Source organism: Ensifer sp. ENS07 (genome assembly GCF_014852185.1).
Classification (GTDB): Bacteria; Pseudomonadota; Alphaproteobacteria; order Rhizobiales; family Rhizobiaceae; genus Ensifer; species Ensifer adhaerens.
Window position 1 is genome coordinate 87,537 of the sequence record NZ_JACVBE010000012.1, and the last position, 17,455, is coordinate 104,991.

The 17,455-nt window shown below is 62.8% G+C and carries 19 protein-coding genes; 4 read left to right on the forward strand and 15 right to left on the reverse strand.

Annotated features, from left to right (window positions below; genetic code table 11):
• Positions 1 to 91: 91 nt before the first annotated feature.
• Positions 92 to 1,153: an alpha/beta fold hydrolase gene (locus tag IB277_RS28110; RefSeq protein WP_034801709.1), complete on the forward strand. Its 1,062-nt coding sequence runs from the start codon at positions 92 to 94 to the stop codon at positions 1,151 to 1,153.
• 126 nt (positions 1,154 to 1,279) lie between these two features.
• Here IB277_RS28110 and IB277_RS28115 read toward each other — a convergent pair whose 3' ends face one another.
• On the reverse strand, positions 1,280 to 1,921 hold the full coding sequence (locus tag IB277_RS28115; RefSeq protein ID WP_192372185.1) for a dihydrofolate reductase family protein: 642 nt from the start codon (positions 1,919 to 1,921) through the stop codon (positions 1,280 to 1,282).
• Positions 1,922 to 2,028: 107 nt separating this feature from the next.
• On the opposite strand from IB277_RS28115, the gene IB277_RS28120 reads away from it, so the two are divergent.
• Positions 2,029 to 2,352 carry a helix-turn-helix transcriptional regulator gene (locus IB277_RS28120; RefSeq protein ID WP_060521861.1) on the forward strand — a complete coding sequence of 108 codons (324 nt, stop codon included), beginning with the start codon at positions 2,029 to 2,031 and terminating at the stop codon, positions 2,350 to 2,352.
• Between the two features lie 9 nt (positions 2,353 to 2,361).
• Positions 2,362 to 2,841: an SRPBCC family protein gene (locus IB277_RS28125; RefSeq protein ID WP_034801716.1), complete on the forward strand. Its 480-nt coding sequence runs from the start codon at positions 2,362 to 2,364 to the stop codon at positions 2,839 to 2,841.
• 141 nt (positions 2,842 to 2,982) lie between these two features.
• Here IB277_RS28125 and pcaD read toward each other — a convergent pair whose 3' ends face one another.
• The 9 genes from pcaD to IB277_RS28170 all read right to left on the reverse strand — a co-directional run bounded on the left by pcaD (position 2,983) and on the right by IB277_RS28170 (position 11,593).
• Complete coding sequence (pcaD, locus tag IB277_RS28130) at positions 2,983 to 3,768, reverse strand: 3-oxoadipate enol-lactonase (protein ID WP_134886316.1); 786 nt, start codon at positions 3,766 to 3,768, stop codon at positions 2,983 to 2,985.
• A gap of 165 nt (positions 3,769 to 3,933) precedes the next feature.
• Entirely contained in the window at positions 3,934 to 5,268 is a 1,335-nt protein-coding gene (locus IB277_RS28135; protein ID WP_082566574.1) for an MFS transporter, read from the reverse strand.
• 36 nt (positions 5,269 to 5,304) lie between these two features.
• Positions 5,305 to 6,093: a benzoate diol dehydrogenase BenD gene (benD, locus tag IB277_RS28140; protein WP_034801719.1), complete on the reverse strand. Its 789-nt coding sequence runs from the start codon at positions 6,091 to 6,093 to the stop codon at positions 5,305 to 5,307.
• The gene (benC, locus tag IB277_RS28145; protein ID WP_112977089.1) at positions 6,090 to 7,118 is read right to left on the reverse strand and encodes a benzoate 1,2-dioxygenase electron transfer component BenC; all 1,029 of its coding nucleotides are present in this window, start codon (positions 7,116 to 7,118) and stop codon (positions 6,090 to 6,092) included. The genes benD and benC overlap by 4 nt, the downstream gene beginning before the upstream one ends.
• Positions 7,119 to 7,152: 34 nt before the next feature.
• Positions 7,153 to 7,641: a benzoate 1,2-dioxygenase small subunit gene (gene benB / locus IB277_RS28150; protein WP_034801721.1), complete on the reverse strand. Its 489-nt coding sequence runs from the start codon at positions 7,639 to 7,641 to the stop codon at positions 7,153 to 7,155.
• Complete coding sequence (locus IB277_RS28155; protein WP_112977090.1) at positions 7,638 to 8,996, reverse strand: Rieske 2Fe-2S domain-containing protein; 1,359 nt, start codon at positions 8,994 to 8,996, stop codon at positions 7,638 to 7,640. The genes benB and IB277_RS28155 overlap by 4 nt, the downstream gene beginning before the upstream one ends.
• 100 nt (positions 8,997 to 9,096) lie before the next feature.
• Positions 9,097 to 10,035 carry a catechol 1,2-dioxygenase gene (catA, locus tag IB277_RS28160; protein WP_034801723.1) on the reverse strand — a complete coding sequence of 313 codons (939 nt, stop codon included), beginning with the start codon at positions 10,033 to 10,035 and terminating at the stop codon, positions 9,097 to 9,099.
• 75 nt (positions 10,036 to 10,110) lie between these two features.
• On the reverse strand, positions 10,111 to 10,401 hold the full coding sequence (gene catC / locus IB277_RS28165) for a muconolactone Delta-isomerase (protein WP_034801725.1): 291 nt from the start codon (positions 10,399 to 10,401) through the stop codon (positions 10,111 to 10,113).
• A gap of 10 nt (positions 10,402 to 10,411) precedes the next feature.
• The gene (locus IB277_RS28170) at positions 10,412 to 11,593 is read right to left on the reverse strand and encodes a muconate/chloromuconate family cycloisomerase (RefSeq protein WP_060584588.1); all 1,182 of its coding nucleotides are present in this window, start codon (positions 11,591 to 11,593) and stop codon (positions 10,412 to 10,414) included.
• 159 nt (positions 11,594 to 11,752) lie between these two features.
• Between IB277_RS28170 and IB277_RS28175 the strand changes: the two genes are divergently transcribed.
• A complete protein-coding gene (locus IB277_RS28175) occupies positions 11,753 to 12,688 on the forward strand; it encodes a LysR family transcriptional regulator (protein ID WP_192372222.1) in 936 nt (311 codons plus the stop codon).
• Here the strand turns inward: IB277_RS28175 and IB277_RS28180 are convergent.
• From IB277_RS28180 to IB277_RS28200, 5 genes are all read right to left on the reverse strand, one after another.
• Positions 12,681 to 13,562 (reverse strand): xylose isomerase, encoded by an 882-nt coding sequence (locus tag IB277_RS28180; protein WP_089042900.1) that lies wholly within the window; start codon positions 13,560 to 13,562, stop codon positions 12,681 to 12,683. The two genes, IB277_RS28175 and IB277_RS28180, sit on opposite strands and share 8 nt — an antisense overlap.
• A complete protein-coding gene (locus IB277_RS28185; protein ID WP_113136389.1) occupies positions 13,562 to 14,767 on the reverse strand; it encodes an NAD(P)/FAD-dependent oxidoreductase in 1,206 nt (401 codons plus the stop codon). The genes IB277_RS28180 and IB277_RS28185 overlap by 1 nt, the downstream gene beginning before the upstream one ends.
• Before the next feature lie 222 nt (positions 14,768 to 14,989).
• Positions 14,990 to 15,934, reverse strand: coding sequence for a substrate-binding domain-containing protein (locus IB277_RS28190; protein WP_060529331.1), 945 nt, complete (start codon positions 15,932 to 15,934; stop codon positions 14,990 to 14,992).
• Positions 15,935 to 16,013: 79 nt separating this feature from the next.
• Entirely contained in the window at positions 16,014 to 16,325 is a 312-nt protein-coding gene (locus IB277_RS28195; RefSeq protein ID WP_034801776.1) for a MocE family 2Fe-2S type ferredoxin, read from the reverse strand.
• Positions 16,326 to 16,333: 8 nt separating this feature from the next.
• Positions 16,334 to 17,368 carry a sterol desaturase family protein gene (locus IB277_RS28200; protein ID WP_060584590.1) on the reverse strand — a complete coding sequence of 345 codons (1,035 nt, stop codon included), beginning with the start codon at positions 17,366 to 17,368 and terminating at the stop codon, positions 16,334 to 16,336.
• Between the last annotated feature and the right edge of the window lie 87 nt (positions 17,369 to 17,455).

The window sequence follows — 17,455 nt, forward strand, 5'->3', positions numbered from 1 at the left end:
GATTCGGGACGACCTCAATCGCGATCGAGGACGCGGACAAACGGGGCGTCGGTGACGGTCGGCCGTCTTTTCCAACACAGCGAGATGCCCAATGCCCCTCCTCCAGTTCATTCCCGCCGCTGCCTTCCTTCTGAGCCTGGCCGCCTCGGCGCAAGCCGATGACGTCGGCGTCCGCGAGATCGACGTTGCCGCACCGAAGCGGGAACGCCAACTCGCCGTCACCGTCTGGTATCCCGCCAAAGCCGGCGGTGAGCCGGTGCTTGTCGGCGACAATCGCATCTTCGAGGGATCGCCCGCATCGAAGAACGCCCCCTTGCGCGAGGGCCGGTATCCGCTGGTGGTTCTGTCCCATGGTTCGGGCGGCCGCGTCGAGGCGATGAGCTGGCTTGCGGCCGAGCTCGCGGCGGCCGGCTTCATCGTCGCCGGCCCCAACCATCCCGGCACCACCAGCGGCGACTCGACGCCTGCCAACACGCCGAAGCTTTGGGAAAGGACGGCCGACCTCTCGGCATTGATCGACACGTTCACCCGGGATCCGCAATGGAGCGCTGCAATCGACCCCGGGCGGATCGCCGTCCTCGGATTCTCTCTCGGCGGCTCGACCGCCATGGAGATTTCAGGGGCAAGAGCGAGCCTCGAGGCCTATGCCGGCTACTGCGACAGCTACGGCAAGTGGGATTGCGCCTGGTTCGTCGGCGGCAGGGGCTATGTCGACGACACGCCGGTCGACGTCGACAAGCTCGATCTTCGCACCGTCGACAAGGCGCGTTTCGAGCAGTCGAACCGGGATCCTCGGATCAAAGGCGCCGTACTCGTCGACCCCGGCCTCGCCCAGGCCTATGTGGAAGACAGCCTCAAGGCGATCGCGATCCCGATGCATTTCATCAATCTCGGCAGCAAGGAGACGATCCCGCTTGCGGTCGCTTCCGAGCCGCTGGCGGCGCTGACGCCGAAGGGCTCCTATGCCACGGTCGCCGGAGCAGACCACTTCAGCTTCCTGCCGATATGCAAGGACGGCGCTGCCGAACTGCTTGAATCCTTCGGCGAGGTCGATCCGATTTGCGGCACGACGGAACGGCCGCGCGCCGATATTCATGCCGAGATCAGCAAGCTGACCCGCGAGGCCCTGCAGAAAACACTGGCGAATCGATAGCATCGTCATACTGGCCGCAGGGCGATGACACGCGTCGCCCTGTGCTCGGTCTGTTCGATTTCGGTCTTGCCCGGAGAGATGGCATCGTCCGAGGAGACGAGAAGCTGCCATCGCTCTGGTCCGCTGCTAGCGCTGAAACGTGAGGTGGACAGTCCCACTCTCGGCCGTTTCTGCCTTGACGGTGTAGCCGGCCTCCAACCCGCGCAGATCGTCCCAAAGACGGATACCCCGCCCGAGCAGGATGGGTGCGATCGCCACATGCAAGCTATCGACAAGGCCTGCCTTGAGATAGGCGCGCACGACCGTGGGTCCGCCGCCAATACGGACATCCTTACCGTCCGCAGCGCTCGTCGCCTGCCGGAGTGCATCGGCAAGGGACGTGTTCAGAAAATGAAATGTGGTGCCTCCGGCCATCTCGATCGGAGGCCGCGGCATGTGCGTGAGCACGAAGACCGGGACGCGAAACGGAGGTCCTTCCCCCCACCAGCCGCGCCAGTCGGGATCGTTTGGGTGAGCGTGAAATCCAAACATGGCGGCACCCATAATCTCAGCACCGATGTTTGAGAAGTATGACTGCGCATATTGCTCATCGACGCCCGTGGTGCCCGCTCCGGACGTGTCCTTGAACACGCGCTCCCGCATCGTTCGGGTCGCAGCATAGGCGGCAACCAGACGCGGCCAATCAGCGCCAAACGGATTGTCCGGGGTCTGATCTGTGGTTGTCGCGAAACCGTCCAGGGAAATGTTGAGATCGACACGAACTGCCATTGGTCTCTCCTAATAGTAAGGTAGGTGCCTTATTAATTTCACCCGAATACAAAGGCAAGTACCTTATTATCATTGACGCGCGTGCGCGGTCCGCTTTAGTGTGGCGCATGCCCTATCATTCGACCCCGCTTGACCTTGCCTTCCATGCACTCAGCGACCCGACGCGCCGCGCCGTTGTTTCACGGCTTGCGGACGGGGAGATGCCCGTGAGTGTCCTTGCCGAGCCCTTCGACATGGCACTGCCCTCCTTCGCCCAGCACCTCAAGGTGCTTGAAGATTGCGGACTTATCGCAAGCGAGAAACGTGGCCGCAGCCGCTGGTGTCGACTGGAGCGGGGGCGCTTCGAAGAGGCGGCAACCTGGATGGAAGCGGAGCGACGACGTTGGGCCGAACGGCTCGACCGATTGGAAGCCTATCTGGACAAGACGTAGGGAACGGCAATGGAACCGATTTTTGAGACCTGGTCGCCCGACCGCGAAATCGTTTTGGTCAAGGTGCTGAAGCACCCGCGACAAAAGGTTTTCGCCGCCTGGATGGACCCGCAAGCGCTGGCACAATGGTATGGCCCGGCTGGCTTCAGCATCGAGAACCATGAGGCTGACATCCGTGAGGGCGGGGTATGGCGCTTCGACATGGTGGGCGAGTTTGATGGTCGGCAGCAGCGCTTCCCCAGTCTGATGCGCTTCCTGAAGATCGTGCCCAACGAATTGATCGTAGTGGACTATGGCACTGCTGAGCCCGACGACCCCGATCGCTTCTATATGACGATTACTTTCGATGAACAGGCCGACGGCAAGACCGTGCTGACCCTGCGCCAGCTTCACCCAAGTCGCGAGCGCCGCCAAGCGGTCATCGACTTCGGCGCGGTGGAGTACGGGCTGCAGACGCTTGACAGTCTGGCCGCCTGGCTCGATGGCTGACGCGGCCCGCCTGGACGTTGGTCGCCGCCTTCATGATTGACCGCTTTCAGGATTGTTCGGAGCCACGTCTGAGCTTGCGACTGGCACCGTCGGCGAAGCCGTCGCCGCTCGTTCCGATCAAGTGACGGATCTGCGCGGCACCTATGGCCGAAGGAAGTCGAGAAGCTCCGAATTGAAGGCCTTTGCCGACTCGATATTGACGATATGCCGACCAGGCAGCGACAGGTGCCGGCCTCGCTGCACCCGGGCGGCGATATATTCGAGGTCCGCCGGCGGGCATACCGGATCGCCGTTGCCGGAGATGGCGAGCACGGGGTTGGCAATCGCTACGATCTCCTCCCTCAGATCCGCGCCCGCGAGCGCGGTGCAGCCACCGATGTAGCCGTCGGTCGAGGTGGCGGTGAAGGCGCCCAGAATGCGATCGACGGCTTCTGCATGGCTGGCTGCAAACTGCGGGGTGAACCAGCGTTCTGCCGTGGCCGCGGCGAGCCCTGCGAGACCGTCCGCCCGAACGCTGTCGATGCGGGTGGCCCAGCTCTCGGGCGTCCCGATCCGCGCCGCCGTGGCACAGAGCACGATCTTGTCGAAACGTTTGCCGGCATGGATACCTAGCCATTGTCCGGTCAGGCCCCCGATCGACAGGCCGCAGAAATGTGTCCGCTCGATCCCCAGGCCATCCATGAGCGCGAGCACATCCTGGCCGAGGTCGGAGAGCGCATAGGGCGGCGGCGGCGCCGAGGACTGGCCATGACCGCGGCGATCGTAGCGCAGCACGCGGAAATGGGGCGACAGATCGGCGATCTGCGCATCCCACATGGAGAGGTCGGTGCCGAGCGAATTGCAGAAGAGCAGCCAGGGCGCGTTGCCGCTCTGGTCGCCTTCGATGCGGTAGTGAAGGCGATGGCTGGACAAGTCGAGATAGGCCATGAAACAGGAACTCCAATCGGGAAAGCCGCCAGCAATGGCGGCTTTGTCGTTCTTGGCGCAACATCGCGCCTCGGGTGGTACGCGGCGCTGCAATAGGTAGATATCGACAGCGCGTGCTCAAGGGTGGCAACCGATCCCTTCGCGGCCCGGCCGCCTCGCCTCGATCTATGCCGCCGCCAGTCGCGCGATCTCCACGCGGCGGGCGTTGCTGACCGCGAAGACCAGCATGGCGACAGCCGAGATCGCCGCCGGTACGGCGAAGATCGCGAAGTTCTGCTGCAGCGGAAGCTCCTGCGCCAGGAGCACGCCGCCGAGCGTCGGGCCGACGATCGCGCCGATGCGACCGACACCGGAGGCCCAGCCCAAACCGGTGGAGCGAACCGACAGGTTGTAGAGCTGCGCCACGCTGGCATAGAGCAGGATCTGCGTGCCGATCGTGGTGGCGCCGGCAACAAAGACCATCAGAAACAGGACACCCGTCGGCGGATTGAAGCCGATCAGCGCGATCGAGAAGGCGGCGGCAACGAAGAAACCGACCACCACCTTGGGCAGGCCGAAGCGGTCACCGAGCCAACCGCCGGCAATGGCGCCGACCATGCCGCCGAAATTCAGCGAGAACAGGCTGAGCAGGCTCGCCTTCTCGGCATAGCCAGCTTCCTGCAGCACCTTCGGCAGCCAGGACGACAAGAGATAGACGAGCAGTAGGCAGCAGAAGAATGCGACCCAGAGCATCACGGTGCGCAGGGTCCGCTGATGGCGGAAGAGTTCCAGCACCGATGCCGAGGCCCCCTTCCTCTCGGAGAAGACCAGCCTGTCGGTGGTACCGAGACGCGCGTTCGGATCGATCTTGGCATAGATGCGTTTGGCCTCTTCCTGCTTGCCCTGGCGGATAAGGAAGCCGAGCGATTCCGGCAGCTTCCAGAGGATCACTGGCAAGAGGAGCAGCGGCACGGCGGCGATGAAGAACATCGGCTTCCAGCCATAGGACGGGATGAGGCCGATACCGAGGCCGGCAGCGACCATGCCGCCGACGGAATAGCCGGAGAACATCAGCGCCACCAGCGTGCCGCGCAGACGCTTCGGCGCATATTCGTTCATCAGCGCCACCGCATTCGGCATCAAGCCGCCGCAGCCGAGACCGGCGAAGAACCGGAAGATCTTGAATTGCTCCGGCGAATTGGCAAAGCCGGTCAAAAGGGTTGAGAGCGTAAACAGCAGGAAGCTGATGGCGATTCCCTTCTTGCGGCCGATCCGGTCGGCGAGCGGGCCGAAGATCAGCGCCCCGAACATCATGCCGAACAGCGCCCAGGCCTGCAGCGCGCCGGCCTGCGGCTTGCTCAGGCCCCATTCGGCAATCAGCGTCGGCAGCACCGTGCCGGCGACGAAGACGTCGTAACCGTCGACGATCAACAGCAGCGCCGAGAGCACTACCACCATCCACTGGAAGCTCCCAAGCGGGCTCCCGTCAATTGCTTCATTCACATCGATCGTGCGCATCATCTCCTCCCCAGGTGTTAGCGCGTTGAAAAAGGTCCGTCAGCCGAGATCGCCGCCGGCGACCGGCAGAACACTGCCGGTGATGTAGGAGGCCTCGTCGGAGGCCAGGAACAGGATCGGCGCCGCTTGCTCTTCGATGCTGCCGTAGCGTTTCATGAAGCTCGACTGCTTCACCTGGGCGACGACGTCGCCCATCCAGGCCTTCTCGGCCTCATTGTCGCCTTCGGCATTGCGCGGGATGCGGCGCGGCGGCGCCTCGGTTCCGCCCGGTGCTGTGGCAACGACGCGGATGTTGCGGTCGGCAAGCTCCATCGCCAGCGACTGGGTGATGGCATTGACGCCGCCCTTGGCCGCCGAATAGGGCACGCGGTGAATGCCGCGCGTGGCATTGGACGACACGTTGACGATGGTGCCGCCACCGCGGGCAAAGAGATGCGGCAGCACCGCATGGCAACAGTAGAGGGTCGGCATCAGCGAGCGGCGGATCTCTGCATCGATCTGCACCGGTTCGAATTCGGCAAAGGGACGCATGCGGATGGCGCCGCCGACATTGTTGATCAGGATGTCGATGCCGCCGAATTTTTCCGCGGCAAAGTGCATTGCTGCGGCTGCCCCCTCGTGCGTTTCAAGATCGGCTACGAAGGCAGCCGCCCATTCACTGCCGGCCTCCGCCGCCACCTCGGACACGAAATCGGCACGGTCGACAAAGAGAACCTTGCCGCCTTCAGCCACGGCACGCAGCGCCACGGCGCGGCCGATCCCTTGCGCGGCACCGGTGACGACGATTGCCTTGCCGGCAAACCGTCCTTCGAAACGAGCGGAGGTCATGCTGCCTCCTTCGCCACCGCATTGGGCGTGAACTTCTCATAGTGGAAACTGTTGGGCCTTACGCCGGTGTCGTCGAGATGCTTGCGCACTGCGTCCACCATAGGCGGCGGGCCGCAGAGATAAACGTCGACATGGCCGCCGTTCAGCACGTCCTCGGGCATGTGCTGGGTCACCCAGCCCTTGCGCGGATGGCTGGAGGCGACATCCGCCACCACCGTGTCAAAGGTGAAGTTGGCAAGCCGCTTGGTATAGGCTTCGATCTCGTCGACAAGCACCAGATCGAGGTCGCGGGTGACGCCGTAGATCAGATGCACTTTCTGCTCCGGGTTGGTGCGGGCCAGAACCTCAAGCATCGACAGGAACGGCGCAAGACCGGTGCCACCGGCGAGGAAGAGCAGGGGGCGCTGAACCTCGCGCAGATAGAAACTGCCGAGCGGCCCGGTCAATTCCAGTTTCGTGCCGACTTCGGCGTGTTCCAGCCACGTGCTCATCAGCCCGCCCGGGATCTTCTTGATCAGGAAGCCGACGCGCGTCTCGCCCGATGCCGAGGAGAAGGAATAGGAACGGCTCTGGCCGCTGCCGGGCACGTCGATGTTGACGTACTGCCCCGGCAGAAAGGCCGGCGCTGCAGCGCCCTCGATATCCAGTTCGAGCACGATCGCCGCATCGTTGTGCGGGACGACGCTTGCCACACTCGCCGTAAACTTCTGCTGTCCGGTCTTACAGGCCGCTGCTGTCGTCGGCACCGCGATGACGCAGTCGCTCGACGGCTTCATCTGGCAGGTCAGCACCAGTCCGCTTGCCGCCTCGTCCGCTGTCAGCGCATCGTCGATGAAGTCGTCGCCGAGGTCGTAGGCGCCGCTTTCGGCGCGGCACTTGCAGGTGCCGCAAACCCCGTCCGAACAGTCCATCGGCAGGTTGATCTTGTTGCGGAAGGCGGCGTCGAGCACCTTCTCATCGTCCCTGCATTCGACGAAGCGGGTGACGCCGTCCTCGAAATTCAAAGCGATCCTGTAGCTGGCCATGGTTGTTCCTCCCATTCCTGTCAGGCGACGGCCGTCAGATGTGGTAGACGTCGATGACCTGGCGGATGTAGTCGTTCTTCAACACGATCTTCTTCCGTGAGATCAGCAGTTCACTGCCGCTCTTGCGGAGCGTGACGAACATGGTCCCGAAGAAGTGGTCGGTGACCTTGTAGCGGTGGTTGAGCGTGTGGAAGTTGTAGCGGAAGTCCGCCTCCTCGCCGCGATCGGCCACAAGCTCGACATTGGTGACGTTGTGGCTTGTGCGCGGCTCCGGCGTGGACGCTCCAGAGCGTTCGGTCTTGATGCGAAAGACGCGATCTTCCAGGCCATCGCGGCTCGGGTAATAGATCAGCGAGATCTGCGACTGCGGATCTTCGGTCAACTGATCGTCGTCGTCCCAGGCCGGCATCCAGTAGCTGACGTCCGGCGCATAGCAGGTCAGCCATTCGTCCCATTGCCGGTCGTCGAGCAGGCGCGCTTCGCGATAGAGGAAGGCGCAGGCGGTGTCATAGGAGATCGTCATGCGACCGCTCCCTGCTTTTCGGAGGCAAGTGCTGTGCGCATCACCTTCGCCCAATATTCGTGCTGGCGGACAAAGAGGCCTTCGTCTTCGCTGCGCTCGCCCGAGAGCAGCGGTGCGATGCCCATGCGCCTGGCGTTCTCATCCGGACCGTCGATCCAGAGCGGCGCACCGCGAGAGAGATCGTTCCAGAGCGCGGTGATGCCGGCGTAACCCTGCTGGCAGGCGCGGAACTCCTCGAGATCGTCGGCCGTGCCCATGCCGGAGACATTGAAGAAATCTTCGTATTGGCGGATGCGCAGCGTGCGATCGGCCGCATTTTCACCCTTCGGCGCGAAGCAGAAGATGCTGATCTCGGTCTTGTCGACGCTGATCGGACGGGTGACGCGGATCTGCGTGCTGAACTGGTCCATCAGGAAGACGTTCGGATAGAGGCAGAGATTGCGGGTCTGGTTGACGATGAAATCCGCCTGCACCTCGCCGACGCGCGCCTTGATCTCCTCGCGGTGGCTGTAGATCGGCCGGACCTCCGGGTTCATGGTGTTGGTCCAGAGCAGGATGTGGCCGTTGTCGAAACCGTAGACGCCGGCAATCGAGCGGCTCCAGCTCGAGGCATCGACCGCCTTTGTGCCCTCCTCGTTGCGCCGGCCCATAGTGGCGGCATAGTTCCAGTGAACGGAGCTGACGTGATAGCCGTCGCAGCCGTTCTCCATCTGCAGCTTCCAGTTTCCGTCGTAGATATAGGAGGAATTGCCGCGCAGTACCTCGAGACCGTCAGGCGCCTGGTCGACGATCTGGTCGATGATGACTTTCGTTTCGCCGAGATAGTCCTCGAGCGAGGTGACATCACGATTGAGGCTGCCGAACAGGAAGCCGCGATAGCTCTCGAAACGGGCAACGCGCTTCAGGTCGTGCGAACCGTCTTTGGCAAACTGCGGCGGATACTGCGTCGTCTTCTCGTCCTTCACCTTCAGGAGCTTGCCGGTGTTGGAGAAGGTCCAGCCGTGGAAGGGACAGGTGAAGCTGCCCTTGTTGCCGTGCTTGCGCCGGCAGAGCATAGCGCCGCGATGGGCACAGGCATTGATGACAGCGTGCAGTTCGCCCGTCTTGTCACGGGTGACGACAACCGGCTGCCGGCCGATATAGGTGGTGTAATAGTCGTTGTTCTCGGGGATCTGGCTCTCGTGGGCGAGATAGACCCAGTTGCTCTCGAAGATGTGCTTCATCTCCAGCTCGAAGAGGTCTTCGTTGGTGAAGATGTCGCGGCGGCAGCGGAACGTGCCGGCCTCATGATCGTCCTCGACCGCGGTGGCGAGCAGGTCGTCGAGGGCTTGGGCTTTGTTGATAACGGCGGACATGGTTCTTCTCCCGCAAACGGCTGATCCGTGCTCGGCTCTAGCGATTGCAACAATGTCTGATGTCAGGGGGCGGCGGCTCAGTCGGCCGCCGCAGAGGTGATCAGGCGGCGGCGCGCTTACGCTGCTCGTTGATCTGGTTGTCGACGCCGTTCACCAGTGAGGTGAGATGGATGTCGAATTCGATCTCGGCGAAGGGGCCGGAGAGGTTGTTCGCCTTGATGCTCGCCTCGTCGGTCCGCTCGGTGACGTCAGGCACCAAGCCATCCCTCGTCGCATAGGCGAAGTCGTCGTTGACCAGCGGGTCGCCGGCGATGTTGATCTGGGTCGTCAGCTTGCGGTGCCCATCGGCGCTGATGAAGAAATGGATGTGGGCCGGGCGCTGGCCGTGACGGCCAAGGGCGGAAAGCAGCTGCTCTGTCGGGCTTCCCGGAGGCACGCCGTAGCCGTGCGGCACGATGCTTTGAAACTTGTAACAGCCCTTGGCGTCGGTGACGATCGTGCGGCGCATGTTGAACGGCGCCTGCAGGCCGGTCGGGTCGAAGTGCGAATAGAAACCGCGGGTGTCACAGTGCCAGACTTCGACCGTCGCGCCCTTCAGCGGCTGGCCGTCGGCATCATAGACGGTGCCGTGCATGATCAGCGTCTGGCCATTGGTGTCGCGGCCATCGTCGAGACGGGCGAAGCCTTCCGAGGCCGGTGCGCCGGCGACATAGAGCGGACCTTCGATGGTGCGCGGCGTCTGATTCTCGATGCCGAGCGCTTCGTCGATCGCGTCGAGACGTTCATCGAGGAAGTGATCGAGGCCGAGGCCGGGCGAGATCAGGCCGGCCTGGCCGGCAGCGCCGATCTCGTTCAGCCAGGCAATACCGGTCCAGTATTCGTCCGGGGTGATGTCGAGATCGTCGATCGCCTTGAACAGGTCGGACATCAGCCGGTGCACGATCTCTTTGACACGCGGGTTGCCGCCGTCCTTGTCGAGGCCGCTGAGAACCTTCAGGAAAGCTTGAGTCTCCGGCTTGTCGAAAATCTTCACGTTCATATCAATTCCTCCACTTGGATTGTCTTGAAGCTCAAGCCGCTTGCCAAACCTCCCGGCCGCGGCACGCACAAATTCTCAGCTATCGTCCTCGCGGATCGAGGATGGGTGCCGAAGCAGCGGCGTGACCTCGATCTGCATGAACTTGAACAGCGGCAGCCCCGAGAGGATCTCGTGCAGCTCGGCATTGTCCTTCACGTCGAAGACGCTGTAGTTCGCGTACTGCCCGGCGATCCGCCAGATATGCCGCCACTTGCCGCTCTGCTGCAGCTGTTGCGAATAGGCCTTTTCCCGGGCGAGGATCTCCGCCGCCTGCTCGGCAGGCAGATCGTGGGGAATGCGAACATCCATTCTGACGTGAAACAGCATGGTTCAGTCCTTACTTCGCAACGCTGATCGTCTTGCGCAGCCCGTCGCGCGCGAAGAATTTCAGCCGATCTTCATCGAGTTCGATCCCGAGCCCTGGAGCATCCGGCACCGTCAGCTCGAAGTCGCTGTAGTCGAGCGGCGTCGCCAGAATTTCCTCGGTCAAAAGCAGCGGACCGAAGAGCTCCGTGCCCCATTGCAGCTTGGCGAAGGTGGAAAACACGTGGGCTGACGCCACTGTGCCGACACCACCTTCCAGCATCGTGCCGCCATAGAGTTCAATGCCCGCGGCATCGGCGATGACCGCCACGCGCTGCGCATTGAACAGACCTCCGCTCTGTTCGATCTTGACCGCGAAGACGTCGGCCCCCTTGGTCTTGGCGATCTCGAAGGCGCTCTCGGGTCCGGTGAGGGACTCGTCGGCCATCAGCGCCAGCGGGAAACGGCGGACGAGGCGACCGAGCGCTGCGGTCGAAGCCACCGGCTGCTCGACCAGTTCACATCCGGCATCGGCGAGCGCTGCCATGCCGTAGGCGGCCTCAAATTCGCTCCAGGCCATGTTGACGTCGACGCGCACCGCGCCGCGCTCGCCGAGCGCCTTCTTGATCGCCGCCACATGGGCGATATCGTCCTTCAGCGGCCTGGCACCGATCTTCAGCTTGAAGATCCGATGACGGCGTAGCTCGAGCATCTTCTCGGCCTCGGCGATATCCTTGGCCGTGTCACCCGACGCCAGCGTCCAGGCGACCGCCAGGCGCTTGCGCAGTGCCCCGCCGAGCAGTTCGCTGATCGGCAGACCCAGGCGCTTTCCATGGGCGTCGAGCAGCGCCGTTTCCACCGCGCTCTTGGCGAAACGGTTTTCCTTGATCGCCTTGCCGATGCGCGCCATCAGCGCCTTCACGTGGGTCGCGTCCTCACCGACCATGACAGGCGCAAAATAGGTATCGATCGCAAGCTTCATGCTTTCCGGGCTCTCGCCGCCATAGGCAAGCCCGCCGATCGTCGTACCCTCGCCAATGCCGACCGTTCCGTCGCTGCAATGGACCTTCACCAGCATCAGCGTCTGGCCGGTCATGGTCGCGACCGACAGCTTGTGCGGCCGGATGGTCGGCAGGTCGACCAGCATGGTCTCGACCCGTTCGATCACGGGGAAGAGGGCTGCTGTCGGGGCGATGGGTGCAAGGGTCGTGTTCATGACCTGAATGTGCGCCCACGCAGCGGGTGACGTCCAACACCAAATAGGTTACCTATGATACCTTGACGGTATAGTATGGCAAAGATTACGCGCATTCATGCGCTTGCCGCACTGCAACATACCGCAACGGTAGGAAAATGGGGGCTGTAACATAAGGATCTGCGCCAGCTTCGCTACTTCGTCGCCGTCGCCCGCGAGCGCAACTTCACCCGCGCTGCCGAGCAGCTGCACATCGCCCAGCCGCCCTTGAGCCGGCAGATCCAGCTTCTTGAGGAAGAACTGGGCGTGCCGCTGATCATCCGCAAGAGCCGGCCGGTGCGGCTGACGGAAGCGGGGCGATTGTTTTACGAACAATCGCTGCAAGTGCTCGGCCGGGTGGAACAGATGGTAGAGGCGACCCGCCGCGTCGGTCTCAACCAGAACCGCGTGCTGTCGATCGGCTTCGTCGCGTCCACGCTCTATGGCGGGCTGCCGACGCTGGTGCGCAAGCTCAGGCAGAACGCGCCGGAACTCGATATCCGGCTGTTGGAGATGGTGTCGGTGCAGCAGATCGCGGCGCTGAAGGAAGGCCGGATCGATGTCGGCTTCGGGCGGCTGCATCACAACGATCCCAATGTCGCCGGCATCCTCATGCGGGAAGAGCGCCTCGCCTTGGCGATACCGCAGGGCACGCCGTTTGCCGATGACACATCTCCGCTTCCGTTGAGTGCGGTTGCCGGGCAAAAACTGATCGTCTACCCGAAGGAACCGCGCCCGAGCTATGCCGATCACGTGTTGAGCCTGCTCCACGCGCAGGATGTGCGCCCGGCCGAGGTGCATGAGGTGCGTGAGATCCAGAGTGCGCTTGGCCTCGTCGCCTCGGATGCCGGACTTTGTATCGTCCCGTCCTCTGCGCGTCAGGTCCGCTCCGATCTGCACTATCGCATGATCGAGGGCGAGCGGGCGACCTCACCCGTCATCCTCAACCATCGGGTCGGCGACAATTCCCGTTACATCGAGCTGATCAAGGCGCTGATCGTGGAAATGTATGCGGAAAACCCGCCCTGGCTCGGCCTCGAGCACAATCTGCCGTTCCGGCCGTCCTTCGTTAAATGACGAGTTCAGGCGTCCTCAGATCCCGTGCTTCACCCGTCGGGGAATTGGCACTTTCCGCCCAGATCTCGCAGGCCATCTCGCGAAGCAAAAGCGCCTCGGCCCAGCGATCAGTCGTATCGTTACCGTCCCTGTCGGTGATGGCATAGGGCCTTGGGCCGAGTTCGCAGGTCATGACCAGCTCGGCATCGTTGGCAGCGTGGGAGCGCCAGTGCCGGAAGCCGTAGTCCCACCACTCGCGGAAGAGAGCGACCCAGGGCAGATGGTGGGGAAAGGAAAGCTCGATCTGGATCTGCTGGCAGGAGCCGATACGGCCGTGGAAGGCGCCGGCGTTGCGCAGAATGCGTTGGATCTGGGCGTGGCTTTCGTCTTCCACCGGAAAGGCGAATTCCCGGCCAACGAGATAGTGCGAGAGGTCGGCCAAGAGCGGCAGATCGGGCCGCCGGTCGAGCAGGTCGAGCGTGAAGAGGAGGTCGTTGGTGATCCGGTGACGGTGGGTTTCGATATAGACGGGAACATCCATTTCCTCAGCAAGCCTGGCCCAGCCGTCAAGCAGCGGCAGGCAATCCTCGACCCGGCGCGGGCGAACATCGGCCTGCAGATCGATGTGGCTCACCGGAAACTCCGAGGCCAGTTCCAGCGTCAGGCGCAAATCCTCGACGCTTCGAGGAAAACAGACGCCCTCGATCTTCAAGCCCGTTCCGCGGATCACGGCATTGAGGTGCTCGACATCGCGCCGATTGGTATAATGCGCGCTGATGCCGTCGAACCCGGCCTCGACGATCATTGCGATGTTCTCTTCGAGACTGCGCTCAAAGCCGTCCGCATGCCGGCGCTCCATCGCCCAGAGCGATTGAAAGACAAGCAGCTTCTGCATCAGGCGGCCCTGGCACTTTTGAGCAGCGCCTTGAGGTTCACGCTGGCGTCGGCGAGCGCTCCCGGATCGGGACTGACGCCGGCAGCAATCAGCATTTCCGAGAGCTTGATATCCTTGGCGAGACCATTGCCGAAACCGAGGCCAGCGGCGGCGACGAGACGCCCGCCATCGAGGTAGAATTCGAGTTCGCCACCATCGAGCTGGCGTGTCACGCTTTGATGGTCCGGATGGGGCAGGCCCGCCACCTGCAGGCCGAGATCGTATTGATCGGTCCAGAACCAGGGGATGGCAGAAAAAGCCTCCTTGCCGCCGGCCATGTTGAGGGCCGCGACCTCGGCCTGGGTGCGTGCATTGCGCCAGCTTTCGAAGCGCACATACCCGCCACCCGGCTGGGCCACGGCGGCGCAATCGCCTGATGCATAGATGTTCGGATCGCTGCTGCGCAGATAGCCATCCGTCAGGATACCGTTGCCGACGGCAAGCCCCGCCGCCTCCGCGAGTGCTGTATCCGGCTGGACGCCGATGGCGGCGACGGCGATATCGGCCGGCACCGGAGTGCCGTCGGAAAGAACAACCGCATCACCGGTGATTTCGGCGATCCCCTGCCCCAGATGGAAGGTGACGCCCTCATCCTGATGCCGGGCATGAAGCTTCGCGGCAAAACGCGGCGGCACCGCGCGACCGAGCGGCTTCGGCGCCATTTCGATAACGCTAACCATGATGCCCTTGCCGCGCAGCACCGCCGCAAGCTCCATGCCGATCAGTCCACCGCCGATGATCGCAACGTGTCTGCCGGCTTCGGCACGGGCGAAGATCGCCGCCGCATTGGCGTAGGTGCGGAAATCCAGTGCGCGCTCGGCCCCTATGCAAGCGAGGCGCCTCGGACGGGCGCCGGTGGCGAGCAACAGCTTGTCATAGGTGAGCGTCCGGCCATCGCTCAAGGTGACGGAGCGGTCACCGGCATCCAGTCGGGATGCAGAAACACCTTGCCGGTAGTCGATACCGGCGGCCTCCAGCGCCTCAGCGCCGCAGATCGGCTTCATCTGTACGGCGCCATTGAGCGGCTTCGACAACGGTGGCCGCTCATAGGGCAGATGCGGTTCCGTGCCGATGAGCGTGACGCTGCCGGCAAAGCCAGTTTCACGCAGGGCAAAGGCCGCGCGCGTGCCGGATTCCCCGGCGCCGATTATGACGATGCGATCCATAGCTTGCTCCGTAGATCATGCGTTGACGTGCGGGGCGGTCGCAAAACCGCACGCAAGATTTGTCAGCCCGTTCAAAAAGGTGGCCGGCGCAGGCAGGAGAAGTGCGCCGGCCCACAGCGCCGCGCATCCGTTCAGACGCGCAAAGGTCGCTGTAAAACTCTGAATTCCTGCATGTTTCTGTGCTTCAATCGGCGACGATTAAGGAAACATGCAGGAGGAGGATCAGTTGCGCGCCGCGTAATCGGCCATGTTTTTCGGCGTAACGAGCTCGAAGGGAACCCAGACGTTCTTTTTGACGCTTTCACCGCGCACCAGCGAGACGGCCGTGTCGACGGCGCTAGCCGATTGCCCCTTGGCGTTCTGGAATACGGTTGCGTCGAGGTCGCCGGCGGCCATGGCGGCAAGCCCGTCCTGGGTCGCGTCGATGCCAACGACGATCACGTCGTCCATCGATACACCGGCGGCCTTCAGCGCCTGGATGGCGCCGATCGCCATTTCGTCATTGTTGGCAAAGACCACGTCGATCGGCTGTCCGGCGGTGATCCAGTTGGTGGTGAGATCCATCGCATTGGTGCGCGTCCAGGCGGCCGACTGCTCGTCGGCAATCGTCGCACCCTTGCAGTCGCCGGCAGCGAGCGTTTCCTTGAACGCCGAGGTGCGGTCGCGCGAGGCCTGGTGAGCAAGGTCTCCCATCAGGATATAGACCTGCGCATCACTGGCCTTGCCCTTTTCCTTCAGCAGCGAACAGGCAGCTTCCGCACCCAATCTGCCGGAGTCCGTTTCTTTCGAGCCGACATAGGCCTGCTTTTCCGGCAGCTTGCCGAGGTTATCCGGCTCTAGATTGAGATAGACGAGCGGAATACCGGCCTTCTCAGCGGCTTCGCTGATGCCGGGGGCGGCCGAGGTATCCGTCAGCGTCATGATGATCGCGTCGACGCCGCCCGCGATGAAATTGTTCACCTGGTTGAGCTGCTTGGAGATGTCGGTCTGTGCGTCTTCGATCTGAACGGTGGCGCCGTTGACTTCGGCAGCGCGGGCATTGATGCCCTCACGCAGCAGCGTCTGGAAGTTGTTGTCGAAGCTCTGCATCGAGACGCCGATCGTCTCCGCCGAGGCAGCACTTCCCATCAAGGCGGCAAGTGCTGCCGCCAGGTACATGGATTTCATGATTTCCTCCCGAGGGTGCCGGATCACCCGATCGCATTCCGGAGGCCCGATGGGCCTGATCAATGCTTGCGTGGTGGCCTTAGCCGAGCGCCACACGAACCTCGCCGTCGACGATTTCGGCGGGATAGGTCTTGAGATTCTCGCAGGCCGGAAGCCTGATGGCTTCACCGGTGCGATAATCGAAGGCGCCGGAATGCTTGGGACATTCCACCTCGTAGTCCATGACGAGGCCATCAGCGAGGTGAACGGCCTCGTGGGTGCAGAGCCCGGCGGTGCAATAGACGCTATCGTCGGGACCGCGGTAGACGGCGTAGGTTCGGCCGCCATGGTCGAAGCGGATCGCCCCTTCCTGTTCGATATCGTCCAGCTTGCAGGCTGGTACCCAGGTGATCACGTTGCTCATTCTGCTGCCTCCCCGATGGTGTTGCGTGCCTTGCGGGCTGCGAGTTTTTCCTTGCGTTTGCGGTAGCGCTCCTGCATCCGCGCCTCGCCCTCCTTGGAGCCGTCGTGCCAGGTGCCGAACCAGCGATCGAGCGGGATCAGGGCGTCGCCGTAATTCACCTCGAAATACTTGTGGTGCAGGTAATGCGCATAGGCGTGGCTATCGACGAGCGTCTCTTCACCGACCTCGACCTTGTCGAAGCCGACATGGCCGGGAATGGCACCGAAGCCCGCGTAGTGCAGCTGGTAAAGCATCAGGATCGGGTTGGACGGCAGGATCAGGTGATAGAAGGCGGTGGCGAAGTAGAGCAGGTGCTCGACCGGATGCATCGACAGCGACGACCAGGGCGACGGGTTCACCGAATTGTGATGGACCGAATGCACCCACTTGTAGAGCAGCGGCGTGTGGATGAGCCGGTGGATGCAGAAGAAATGGAACTCGTGGATAACAGGCACCACCAATGCGACGAGCGCGAGCGTCCAGGGATTGTCCGCGAAGCTCAGCCACGGCGCATAGCCATTGGCGTAGGCCCAGAGCATGGCGACTTCGACGGCGGTCCAGATCGTCACGCCTGAGAGGAACGTGCGCAGGATGTTGTCGAGATTCTGGCTTTCGAACCAGAAGGCTTTGCTCTTCTGCTCGGCCGGAAACTTGCCGTTGTACTTGAACCGGTTTTCCTGCCGTTTCAGCACATAGAGATGCAGCTCGAAAGCGCCGTAGAAGAAGAAGACGCAAACCGCGTTGACCGCATAGAGCCAGGCGATCCAGCCGACGCTCAAGCTCTGCATCGCCTCGACCGGCGGGATCACCCAGGCCCAATAGACGACGGCCGACGCCGCGAAGATCGCATTCCAAGGAAAGAAGTAATGCGGCAGCCACTTGACGAGCGCCAGCAGTTTTGGCGGGAAGGCAAACAGCGGCGCCGTTTCGATCGGCTCGTTCGGCGCCCAGTCGCCGCGCTTGTTGCGGGTTCCATATTTCAGATCGTCCATGTCGCTCTCCTCCCGGCGGACCGCATGCGCTCCGCCCTAAATCCTTCGAAGGAGGTTGCTTTCCGGGTCTGTCGGAGCGCCTCCTTC